The 11,045-nt window shown below is 68.3% G+C and carries 12 protein-coding genes and 1 riboswitch; of the genes, 10 read left to right on the top strand and 2 right to left on the bottom strand.

The window, feature by feature from the left end; translation table 11 throughout:
* Positions 1-20: 20 nt before the first annotated feature.
* The 4 genes from ASE96_RS03570 (at position 21) to ASE96_RS19785 (ending at position 2,387) form a co-directional block, all read left to right on the top strand.
* On the top strand, positions 21-620 hold the full coding sequence (locus ASE96_RS03570; protein WP_082492545.1) for a GDSL-type esterase/lipase family protein: 600 nt from the start codon (positions 21-23) through the stop codon (positions 618-620).
* Positions 621-749: 129 nt separating this feature from the next.
* Positions 750-1,592, top strand: coding sequence for a DUF4097 family beta strand repeat-containing protein (locus ASE96_RS03565; RefSeq protein ID WP_056425989.1), 843 nt, complete (start codon positions 750-752; stop codon positions 1,590-1,592).
* Positions 1,592-2,212 (top strand): PadR family transcriptional regulator, encoded by a 621-nt coding sequence (locus ASE96_RS03560; RefSeq protein ID WP_056425986.1) that lies wholly within the window; start codon positions 1,592-1,594, stop codon positions 2,210-2,212. The genes ASE96_RS03565 and ASE96_RS03560 overlap by 1 nt, the downstream gene beginning before the upstream one ends.
* A 100-nt stretch (positions 2,213-2,312) precedes the next feature.
* Positions 2,313-2,387, top strand: a complete 75-nt coding sequence (locus ASE96_RS19785) for a 50S ribosomal protein bL37 (RefSeq protein WP_369299106.1) — start codon at positions 2,313-2,315, stop codon at positions 2,385-2,387.
* A 101-nt stretch (positions 2,388-2,488) separates the two neighbouring features.
* On the opposite strand, the gene rsrA is transcribed toward ASE96_RS19785, so the two are convergent.
* Together rsrA and ASE96_RS03550 are read right to left on the bottom strand one after the other, a co-directional pair.
* Positions 2,489-2,749 carry a mycothiol system anti-sigma-R factor gene (gene rsrA / locus ASE96_RS03555; RefSeq protein WP_056425983.1) on the bottom strand — a complete coding sequence of 87 codons (261 nt, stop codon included), beginning with the start codon at positions 2,747-2,749 and terminating at the stop codon, positions 2,489-2,491.
* Positions 2,746-3,519, bottom strand: coding sequence for a sigma-70 family RNA polymerase sigma factor (locus tag ASE96_RS03550; protein ID WP_056426664.1), 774 nt, complete (start codon positions 3,517-3,519; stop codon positions 2,746-2,748). The genes rsrA and ASE96_RS03550 overlap by 4 nt, the downstream gene beginning before the upstream one ends.
* A 255-nt stretch (positions 3,520-3,774) precedes the next feature.
* On the opposite strand from ASE96_RS03550, the gene ASE96_RS03545 reads away from it, so the two are divergent.
* The 6 genes from ASE96_RS03545 to ASE96_RS03520 all read left to right on the top strand — a co-directional run bounded on the left by ASE96_RS03545 (position 3,775) and on the right by ASE96_RS03520 (position 11,011).
* Positions 3,775-4,323: a DoxX family protein gene (locus ASE96_RS03545; RefSeq protein WP_056425980.1), complete on the top strand. Its 549-nt coding sequence runs from the start codon at positions 3,775-3,777 to the stop codon at positions 4,321-4,323.
* 7 nt (positions 4,324-4,330) lie between these two features.
* A complete protein-coding gene (gene aroA, locus ASE96_RS03540) occupies positions 4,331-5,734 on the top strand; it encodes a 3-phosphoshikimate 1-carboxyvinyltransferase (RefSeq protein WP_056425977.1) in 1,404 nt (467 codons plus the stop codon).
* Positions 5,718-6,833: a ribosome small subunit-dependent GTPase A gene (rsgA, locus tag ASE96_RS03535; protein WP_056425976.1), complete on the top strand. Its 1,116-nt coding sequence runs from the start codon at positions 5,718-5,720 to the stop codon at positions 6,831-6,833. The genes aroA and rsgA overlap by 17 nt, the downstream gene beginning before the upstream one ends.
* Before the next feature lie 55 nt (positions 6,834-6,888).
* On the top strand, positions 6,889-7,701 hold the full coding sequence (gene hisN, locus ASE96_RS03530; protein WP_056425973.1) for a histidinol-phosphatase: 813 nt from the start codon (positions 6,889-6,891) through the stop codon (positions 7,699-7,701).
* A gap of 104 nt (positions 7,702-7,805) precedes the next feature.
* Positions 7,806-9,332 carry a glutamyl-tRNA reductase gene (locus ASE96_RS03525; RefSeq protein ID WP_235500093.1) on the top strand — a complete coding sequence of 509 codons (1,527 nt, stop codon included), beginning with the start codon at positions 7,806-7,808 and terminating at the stop codon, positions 9,330-9,332.
* A 64-nt stretch (positions 9,333-9,396) separates the two neighbouring features.
* Positions 9,397-9,510, top strand: a riboswitch (SAM riboswitch).
* A gap of 34 nt (positions 9,511-9,544) precedes the next feature.
* Entirely contained in the window at positions 9,545-11,011 is a 1,467-nt protein-coding gene (locus tag ASE96_RS03520; RefSeq protein ID WP_056425971.1) for an aminotransferase class V-fold PLP-dependent enzyme, read from the top strand.
* Positions 11,012-11,045: the final 34 nt, after the last annotated feature.

Here is an 11,045-nt window from a genome sequence, read left to right as displayed (position 1 = left end):
TCTGGAGTGAAGAGGTAGTCGTGGAAGATCGAAAGCTGCGGATCGCAGCCGTGGGCGATGAACTGCTGGCCGGCCTGGGTGATCCCCGGGCGCTCGGCTGGCTGGGCCGGGTGCTGGCACGCACGCCGCAGGACGGGCTGACGCTCGAATGCTATTCCCTCCCCTGCCCGCAGGAGGGAACGGAAGGCCTGGCCTCCCGCTGGCTCGAGGAAGCCGGCCGCCGGTTCAACAACCACCATGAGAACCGCCTGGTCATCGGCCTCTCCGGCCGCGACATCGAGTTTGGGCTGTCGACCGCCCGCAGCCGGCTCAACCTCGCGAACATCCTCGACTCGGCCTCGCAGAACAAGATCGAGGTCTTTGTCGTGGGCCCGCCGCCCTCCCTGGACCCGGCCCAGAACCGCAGGCTCGGCGAGCTCAATACCGCCTTCGCCGACGTCACAACCCGCCGCAAGCACCTCTACGTCGACACGTTCTCCCCGCTGCTCAACCACGAGCAGTGGCGCCAGGACCTAGCCGCCAACGGCGGGACGCCCGGCCAGGCCGGCTACGGCCTCATGGCGTGGCTCGTGCTGCACCGCGGCTGGTTCCAGTGGCTCGGCATGGACACGCCGGAGTAGAGCCTCCCGAATCTCCGCCAGGAAATTCGCGATATATCTTGACCCTCCGAAGGCGGCGATATATCGTGACTGTATCGTCACGATATATCGCAAGTATCCGCATTGAAGTATCGCCTTCCCGGAGGAACCATGTCAGAGAACACCAGGGCAGAGGACAACTGGACCGTCACCGGTCCGCAGACCATCGACGTCGACGGCGTCCGTTCGCTCAAGCTCGGCATCGTCCGGGGACGATTCGACATTGTCACGCATGAGGAGGCAGTCGCCCGGATCGAGGTCTCCGAGGTCTCCGGGGACCCGCTGGCCATCAGCCTGGTCAACGGTCGCCTTGAGATCCGGCACCAGCTTCATGGCCCGCAGGGCTGGTTCAAGAACCTGATGAACACCGTCAACAACGGCAGCAGCAACTCGGTGGTCATCAGCATTGCCCTGCCCGCCGGCGTCGAGGTCGAGGCCGGCACGGTCAGCGGGGACGGCATGGTGTCCGGGATCAGCGGGCACACCCGGCTCAATACGGTCTCGGGTTCCGTCCTGGCCGACGGCACGTCCGGGGATCTGGCCGTCAGCACTGTCAGCGGCGAAGTGATCGCCCGCAACCACCACGGTGTGCTGACAGCCAAGAGCGTCTCGGGCGAAGTCACGGCCTCCGGCGAGTTCAGCCACATCCGCGCCAACACGGTCAGCGGTGACCTGAGCTTCGACCTGCACGGTTTTACCCAGGACTTTGGCGCCAATTCCGTCTCGGGCGACGTCACCATCCGCGTGCCGTACGACGTCGGCGTCGACATCATCGCCAAGTCCGCCAGCGGCGCCGTCGTCATCAACCACACGAAGTACAACCAGCCCGGCGGCGCCGTACAGACCATCGCCGGGCCGGATACCCAGCTCATGCTGGTCCGTACCAACTCCGTGTCGGGCAAGACGTCGGTCTTCCACGGCCAGCCGAGCACGGACACCGAAACGAGGCCCTGATGCCTCCGGTCTTTGCCCACGGGGCCCTGCGGCTCTATCTCCTCGCCCTGCTGGAGACCGGTCCCAAGCACGGCTACGAACTCATCAAGGCGCTCAGCGAACGGTTCGGTGGCACCTACTCCCCCAGCGCCGGAACGATCTATCCGCGGCTTGGCAAGCTCGAGGAGGAAGGGCTGGTGGCCACGCACGCCGAGGGCCGGCGGACCTACTACAGCATCACCCCGGCAGGACTCGCGGAACTCAACAGCCGGCGGGACGAGCTGGCCGGCGTGGAAAACGACATTTCCGCCTCGGTCCGGCGGCTCGCGGACAATCTGCGGCAGGACATCAAGGACAACATGCGCGGCCTCCGGGCGGACCTTGCCGCAACGGCCGAGGCCGCGCGTTCCTCGGCCCGCGCTGCCGGATCAACCGTGGCCTCACTGGCTGGCCAGCGCTACTCGCAGGAGGGCGACAGCCGGCTGCGGGAAGCGGAGATGCTGGTGCAGGCGTTCCGGGACGACATCCGGGTGGAATTGCGCCGCCACGGCGGCCGGCATCCGATCACGCCCGTAACGCTGGAGACGGTCAAGACGGTGCTGGACCAGGCCAGGATCTCCATCCGGAATTCCCTGGAGTGATGCACTCCCCCGCGCCCGGTCGGCCGGTTCGCGGCGGGTGCCCTGATGTGGGAGACTTGAGGGCAGCTCTTTTGAGTACCAAAAATTAAGGAGGCCAGCTATGAGCAAGCGTGCACGTAAACGTCGTGACCGTAAGCGTGGCGGCGCGAACCACGGCAAGCGCCCCAACACCTAAGCAAAGCTTGGAATACGGCTTTAGGCGAATGACCCCGGAAACCTCACGGTTTCCGGGGTCATTCGTTTTCTGGAACGTGGAGACGGGCGGAGCCCGCCGGGTCAGGCCTCTACGGGGTTGCTCGAGTGAATCCGGTCAAGGATTGAATTCTTGAGGTTCTCCGGGGCGGCCTCGGTGCAGGAACGCTTCACCATCACGCGGATCACACACTCAAGGTCGTACTGCTCAAAACATTCGGGGCAGCCGTCCAGGTGGTCCTTGATCTCGGAGATGTCCTCGTGCGTAAGGGCACCATCCAGATACTCGTAGATACGTTGCATCCGGGCGTCGTCGCAATCGCCCAGTCCCTGGCAGTCGCTCATTTCCTGTTCTCCTGTTTGTTACTTCCGGCCGCCGCGGTGGCATCTGCAGCCTTGAACCCGCGCTCGGCGGCGTAGTCGGCGAGCATGTCCCGCAGCATTTTCCGGCCCCGGTGCAGGCGGGACATCACGGTCCCGATCGGGGTGTTCATAATGTCGGATATTTCCTTGTACGCAAATCCCTCGACGTCGGCGAAGTACACCGCCAGCCGGAATTCCTCCGGGATGGCCTGCAGCGCACGTTTGACGTCCGAATCCGGCAGGTGGTCCAGCGCCTCGGCCTCGGCCGAGCGCAGCCCCGAGGACGTGTGCGACTCCGCGCGGGCCAGTTGCCAGTCCTCGATGGTGTCGGAGTTCGACTGCAGCGGCTCACGTTGCCGCTTGCGGTAGAGGTTGATGTAGGTGTTCGTCAGGATGCGGTACAGCCAGGCTTTGAGGTTGGTGCCGGGCTTGTACTGATGGAATGCGGAGAACGCCTTGGTGTACGCCTCCTGGACCAGGTCCTCGGCATCGGCGGGATTCCGGGCCATCCTCATGGCCGCGGAGTACAGCTGGTCGACATACTGCATGGCGTCGCGTTCGAACCTTACCCGGCGTTCCTCCGGGGTTTCAGTCGCAACGTCCAGTGCCTGCCCGTCCACGATCGTCTCTTGGGCGGCAGCCTCGTGCATGGCCGCAACGGCCGGATCCATGGTGCTCATTGCCTTCAAGTCTACTGTCACGTTCCGGCGGGCGGCCGGAATTGCCGGCACGGCGCCATCCTGCATGGCCATGGACCACAACTCCACCGGTTCCGCAGCACGCTGCGCGTCCTCCACAAGAATCAAATCTCCACCTTTCTGTCTGTCGTCCGGTTGGTCGTTGGGCCCCTACTCCAGCCGTCCTCCAGATCATCGTCAGGCCGCAAACCGGCGGCCGGGACCTGTCTTCCACAACCCCCTCGGGCAGGCAAATATTCCACAAAAGTGCAAGACTAGAACCGGTTCTCCCGCATTGATTCCGCGGCTCGTCCATCCAGGAGGAAATTCATGTCCTTTGTCCGCTTTCTCGCCCGGCCCATGCTCGCCTCCAGTTTCGTCCTTGCAGGCATGGACAAGCTCAAGAATGCGGACGACACCGCGACGCAGCTGTCACCCCTGCTGCGCCGCGCCGCCGAGTCCCTGCCGTTCCAGACCAACGAGAAGGTCCTGGCCCGCGTTATCGGCGGAACCCAGGTGGGAGCCGGCGTCCTCTTCGCGCTCGGCAAGTCAGCCCGCATGGCCGCCACCGTCCTGGCCGTCATCTCCGCTCTTAACGGCTACGTTGAATGGCGCAGCGCGGACATCACCTCCAAGGACGGCCGCGATGCCCGCCGCAAGCAGCTGCTCAAGAACGTCTCGCTGACCGGCGGCGTGCTCCTGGCCGCCGTGGACACAAACGGCCGGCCCAGCCTGGCCTGGCGCGCCGAGCACCTCGCCGCGGATGCCAAAAAGAACGCCAGCCACCTCGCCGCGGACGTCCGGAAGACCACCGGCAAGCAGTGGAAGAAGGCCGACAAGGCCGTACGCAAAGCCGTAGACCACACCGCTGGAGCCTAAGACAGCAATGACAGGCACCACCCCCTCCGCAGCCGCCCACCCCGTTCCGGCCGGCACCGCTCCGCTCTGGCGGGCGCCGTTCGCCGGAAAGCCCGTCGACGCGACGGTCACCGTCCCGGGATCGAAGTCCCTGACCAACCGGTACCTCGTGCTGGCGGCCCTCGCAGACGGACCCTCGAGGTTGCGTGCTCCCCTGCACTCCAGGGATTCCGCCCTCATGATTGAGGCGCTGCGGCAGCTCGGGGCCACCATCACGGAGGTTCCCGGCGACGGCGCCTTCGGTCCTGATCTGGCCGTGACGCCCATCCGGCTGGATGCCTCCGGGGCGAGGACCGGGATCGACTGCGGCCTGGCCGGGACGGTCATGCGGTTCGTGCCGCCCGTCGCGGCCCTGCGCCGGGGAGATTCATTGTTCGACGGCGATCCGCACGCGCGCAAGCGCCCGATGGGCACCATTATCGAGGCGCTGACCGGGCTGGGCGTCGCCGTCAGCGCGCCCGACGGCGGTCCGGCGTCGTCGCTGCCGTTCGCCGTCGAGGGCACGGGCGAAGTGCGCGGCGGGCACCTCGTGATCGACGCCAGCGCCTCCTCGCAGTTTGTGTCCGCCCTGCTGCTGGCCGGAGCCCGCTTCACCGAGGGGCTCCACCTGGAACACCGCAGCAGCGAAGACTCAGGCAAGCCGGTGCCGAGCCTGGACCACATCAACATGTCGGTGGCCGTGCTGCGCGGCGTCGGAGTGGCCGTGGACGATTCCCGCCCGAACCACTGGGTTGTCTCCCCCGGTCCGATCCGCGCCTTTGACCAGCGGATCGAACAGGACCTCTCCAACGCCGGGCCGTTCCTCGCTGCGGCCCTCGCCACCCGCGGGACCGTGCGGATCCCCAACTGGCCGGCGGAGACCACGCAGGTGGGTGACCTCTGGCGCGGCATCCTCGCCGCGATGGGCGCCACCGTCACACTGACGGACGGCACCCTGACCGTCACCGGCGGCCCCGACATCAAGGGCGCCGACTTCGACGAGACCAGTGAACTCGCCCCCACCGTCGCCGCCCTGTGCGCCCTCGCCACGGGACCGTCACGGCTGAGCGGCATCGCCCACCTCCGCGGCCACGAAACGGACAGGCTCGCCGCCCTCGTGGCCGAGATCAACCGGCTGGGCGGCGACGCCGAGGAGACCAGCGACGGCCTCATCATCCGGCCCGCGCCGCTGCACGGCGGCGTGGTCCACAGCTATGCCGACCACCGCATGGCCACGGCCGGCGCCATCCTTGGCCTGGCCGTACCGGGTGTCGAGGTCGAGGACATTGCCACGACGGCCAAGACCATGCCGGACTTCCCGCAGCTGTGGGAGTCCATGCTGGCCCAGGGCGCACCCGCAGGGAAGGACCCGGCCGGTGGCCCGCAGCACTGATTCCTGGGACGAATCCGACGTCCGGATCCGCCCCAACAAGAAGGGCACCCGGCCCCGCACCAAGGACCGGCCCAGCTACGACGACGCCGTGACCGGGCGGATCATCACCGTTGACCGGGGACGCTACACCGCCGTGGTCGCCGAAGGCACACCCGAGGAGCGCAAGATCATCGCCGCCCGCGCCCGGGAACTGCGCCGCAACCCCGTGGTCGCCGGCGACTTCGTCTCCCTGGTGGGCGACGTCACCGGTGAACCCGACACCCTGGCCCGGCTGGTCAAGATCCAGGACCGCAAGACCCTGCTGCGGCGCAGCGCCGACGATACGGATCCGATCGAGCGCGCCGTCGTCGCCAATGCCGACACACTGGTGATTGTGGTGGCGGCCGCCAATCCGGAGCCAAGGACCGGGTTCATCGACCGGGCCCTCGTGGCCGCGTACGACGCCGGAATCGAGCCCCTGCTGCTCGTCACCAAGGCCGATGTCAAGGATCCCGCGGAACTCCTCTCCAACTACCAGCACCTGGCCTTCCCGGTGATCATCTCCAAGACGGCGGACTCCGCCGCCTCCGGTATCGATGCCCGTTCGGACGACGGACTGTCCGCCCGGCTGGACAAGGATGCCGTCTCACAGCTGCGCGGCCACCTCGATGGGAAGGTCACCGTCATGATCGGCCATTCCGGCGTCGGGAAGTCCACGATGGTTAACGCCCTGACGGGCGCCGAGCGCGCCACCGGCGGCGTCAACGCCGTCACCGGGCGCGGCCGCCACACGTCCTCCTCGGCCCTGGCGCTCAAGGTCAACGATGCGCCCTCGGGCAGCTGGATCATCGACACCCCGGGCATCCGCTCCTTCGGACTGGCCCACGTGGACCCGGACCGGATCCTGCGGTCCTTCCCGGACCTCGAGCCGGGCACCGACGACTGCGAGCGGGGCTGCAAGCATGATTCCAGCGCCGTCAACTGCGGCGTGGACGCCTGGGTGGCCGCCGGCCATGCAGGCGAATCCGGCCCGGCCCGGCTCGCATCCCTCCGCCGCCTGCTGGGGACGGACCCGCGGATGGAAGCCCAGGACGTCAAGGAACTGGGCACCGTCTCGTAGCCGGCCGCGGTGCCGCCTACCGCTCCCCCGCACGCTTTGACGGTAGTTTGGAACCATGAGTCAACCCGCTTCAAGCTACAACGATGACCTGCGCCTTGCCCATGTACTGGCAGATTCCGTAGATTCCCAGACCATGAGCCGCTTCAAGGCGCTCGACCTTCGGATCGAGACGAAGCCGGACCTGACGCCGGTGACCGACGCCGACAAGTCGGCCGAGGAAGCCATCCGCGGCCAGCTGTCCCGCTCCCGTCCGCGCGACGCCGTGCTCGGCGAGGAGTTTGGCAGTTCCGGCCACGGCTCCCGCCGGTGGATCATCGATCCCATTGACGGGACCAAAAACTTCGTCCGAGGCGTCCCCGTCTGGGCCACGCTGATCGCCCTCGTCGACGAAGGCGAGCCTGTGGTCGGCGTCGTAAGCGCCCCCGCGCTGGGCAAGCGCTGGTGGGCCGCCAAGGGCGCCGGGGCCTACACGGGCCGTTCGCTGGCGGCCGCCACCCGTCTGAAGGTGTCCAACATCTCCGAACTCTCGGACGCCTCGCTGTCCTACTCCAGCCTGGGCGGCTGGAAGCAGCGCGGCAACCTCGATGAGTTCCTGGGCCTGACCGAGGAAGTCTGGCGCACCCGCGCCTACGGGGACTTCTGGTCCTACTGCCTCGTGGCCGAAGGCGCCGTCGACATCGCCTGCGAGCCCGAACTGAACCTCTACGACATGGCGGCGCTGGTGCCGATCGTCACCGAGGCCGGCGGGCGCTTCACGTCCCTGGAAGGTGAGGACGGCCCCTTCGGCGGGAACGCCCTGGCCACCAACTCCATCCTGCACTCCGAGGTCCTCAAACGGCTCAACCCGGGGCTGGACGACCTGCTCTAGCAACTGTTCCCAAGGATTCCCCAACCTCCCTGCACAATTCTGTCCAAGACGGCGGCCCGACGGCGGCCTCTAGGGTAGGGCATCTTTTTGGGAGGAGAGCAGCCTTGTCTAACGCACTTCACGCCTCGAATCGTGGCACTGCCGGGACCGGCCCCATACTGCTGGTGCTCGTGGCGAAATACCGGGACCTGGGCCCGGAATCCGCCGCCGCCCTGCACAGCGCGTCCGCCCGACTTGCGCCGCACCTTGTTTCCGGTCTTGTCTCCGGTCTTGTCTCCGGTCTTGTCTCCGACGGGGCGCGCATCTCCGCATCCGTAGTCCTGTCCACCTGCAACCGGTTCGAAATCTATTGCGAGCTCCCGTCCCTGGCGGGCCTCGACGCCGCGCGCGGGGACATCCTCGATGCGGTCGTCCTCTGCTCCGGGCTGCCGATGATCCATCTGGCGGCCCTTTTCGAGGAGCTCCGGGGAGCCGCCGCCGTCGAACATCTCTTCGCCGTTGCCGCCGGCCTGGATTCGGTGGTGGTGGGTGAGCGTGAAGTCGCAGGCCAGGTCCGCCGAGCCCTCGCCGACGCACAGGCCGCCGGAACCGCCAGCGGGCGGCTGGGCAGGCTGTTCCAGGCCGCGTCCCGAACGGCCAAGGACGTGGGGGCACAGACCGCGCTCGGCAGCGCCGGCAGATCCATCGCTGCTGTTGCCCTGGACCTTGCCGCCGCCGGAACGTCGGCCGTTCTCCTCGGTACCGGTGCTTACGCCGGGTGTGTGGTGGAGCTGCTGAAAACCCGCAGATATTCCGACATCTCGGTCTTCTCCCACTCCGGCCGCGCGGATGCTTTCGTGGCGGCCCGGGGAGGCCGCGCCGTCTCCGCCCGGCAGCTGCCGGCAGCCGTTGCCGGGGCTGACCTTGTCATTGGCTGCAGCGGTTCAGGGGCCCGCATCGATGCTGCCGCCCTCGCGCGCTGGCGTGTGGGTGCGGACCGTCCGCTCACCGTCATTGACCTGGCGCCCAGCCATGATTTCGACCCGCAGGTGGCGGAACTGCCGGGAGTGGAGCTCATCACGCTGGAATCAGTCCACCTCGCTGCTCCCCCGGCCGACGCCGAAGCGCTGCGCCACGCCCGCGCCCTGGTCCGGCAGGCGGCCGTCCGCTTCGAGGAACAGGATGCGGTCCGCGCCGTGGACTCGGCCGTCGTGGCCCTGCGCGAGCACCTCCATCAGGTCCTCCGCAGCGAAATGGAACGCGTCGGCAAACAGCGTGGCCGGGTCGCCTCGGCTGACGACGTCAACCTCGCCCTCCGGCACCTGCTCCGGCGCCTGCTCCATACCCCGACGGTCCGCGCCCGGGAGCTCGCCGCCCTCGGCCGGCAAGACGACTACACCGCAGCGCTCGAGGCGCTGTTCGGCCTCAGCGTCCAGGCCGACAGCCGGAGAACCGCTGTGAGCGGGAACCCGGCCGGGCCGGCCCGTGTGCCCGCCGAAGCGACTGAAGAAACGGCGCCCGAACCAGCCGCTCCGGTCTGCGGCGGAACCCGCGGCCCGGGCGCCGGATGCCCCGGAAGCTGTTCAACCTTCCAGCTCCTGATGCGGCCGCCAGCCGGGATCGCTGCTCCCGCCGCGACCTGCCGCGCGTAACAAACAGCTTCACATTCAGCCGGCTCCTTTCCGCCGGAACGGGGAATGTCCTAGGCTCGAAGCAGGTCACGAGTGCCAGCGCGAAACCCCGGTTTGCTGGCCGGCAACCCTCCTTTCGCGGCGGGGTGCCCCGGGTGACGACCTGGCCGGTCCGGAACGGACCCGGCAAGCGCGGATCCCCGGCATGTGGGGTCCTTTTCGAGCGAGGTCCCATGACGACTGCCACCATTCCCGCCACCACCGAACGCCACGCCGCCGACGCCCAGGCCGGCCCCGAGACACGGTCCGCCATCGCCCGCCGGCCGCTGGCCGCAGTGACGGGCGCCGAGATCCAGGCGCCGCTGATCCAGGGCGGCCACATCCGCTACGCGAACCTGGACTACGGCGCCTCGGCCCCCGCGCTCTCCGTCGTTTCGGCCTACCTCAACGAAATCCTGCCGTTCTACGCCAGCGTCCACCGCGGGGCCGGCTACGCTTCCCAGATCAGCACGTCCGTCTACGAGAATGCGCGCACTATTGTCCGCGATTTCGTGGGCGGCCGCCCGGACGACGCGGTGATCTTCACCCGCAACACCACGGATTCCCTGAACCTGCTGGCCGGCTGCCTGCCCGTCGTCGACGGCGTGCACAGCGGCGACGTGCTCTACCTCGACATCGAACACCACGCCAATCTCCTGCCGTGGCAGGGCGTGCCGCACCGCAGTGTCATTGCCGCACCCACCCTCGCCGGCACGCTGGACCTCCTCCGTGGGGAACTCGCCCACGGCGGCGTCAGCCTGCTCGCCGTCACCGGCGCCTCCAACGTCACCGGTGAGGTCCTGCCGATCCGGGCACTGGCAGCCCTGGCCCACGAATACGGCGCCCGGATCGTCGTCGACGCCGCCCAGCTGGCGCCGCACCGGCGGATCGACATCGCCGCGGACGACGTCGACTACCTCGCCTTCTCCGGGCACAAGCTCTACGCACCTTTCGGCGCCGGGGTGCTGGTGGGCCGTCCGGACTGGCTCGACGCCGGCACGCCGCACCTGGCCGGCGGCGGAGCCGTGCAGGACGCCCGGATCGACACGGTCAGCTGGACCACCGGGCCCGCCCGGCACGAAGGCGGCTCGCCCAATGTCCTCGGCGCGGCCACCCTGGCCCGGGCCACCCAAGTGATCGCCGATCTTGACGTGGACCAGTGGCACGCGCACGAAAACGCCATTCGGTCCTTCCTGGTCGAGGGCCTCGCCCGGATCGACGGCGTGACCGTGCACCAGATCTTCTCGGACAGTGCTTCTTTCGACGCTCCAACAGTCGAGGGGCCGGGGGGCGGTGCTGGCACCGGCACGATCGGCGTCGTCAATTTCTCCCTCGAGGGCTACGACGCGGGCCTGGTCGCGGCGTACCTGTCGGCCGAACACGGCATCGGGCTGCGCGACGGCCGCTTCTGCGCGCACCCCCTGCTCCGGCGGCTCGGGCTGCCTTCCGGTTCGCTGCGGGCAAGCTTCGGCCTGGGTTCCCGGCTGGAGGACGCCAAGCGGCTGCTCACCGCACTCCAGCAGCTACGCCAGACCGGCCTGGGCTGGGACTATGTGGTGGACGCGGGACGCTGGGTCCCGTCCAACGACACCCGCACCTACCCGCACTGGGCACCCAACACGCCCGGCACCGCGGGCGCGGCCCCCTGCACCCTGGACTGACTCTGCGGTGAGGAGCCGCGGCCCCTGCCGCGTG

The sequence above is a fragment of the Arthrobacter sp. Leaf69 genome (assembly GCF_001422645.1).
Taxonomy (GTDB): Bacteria; Actinomycetota; Actinomycetes; order Actinomycetales; family Micrococcaceae; genus Arthrobacter.
The sequence above is the reverse complement of the archived record's forward strand: the minus strand, read 5'-3'. Positions and strand labels throughout refer to the sequence as shown.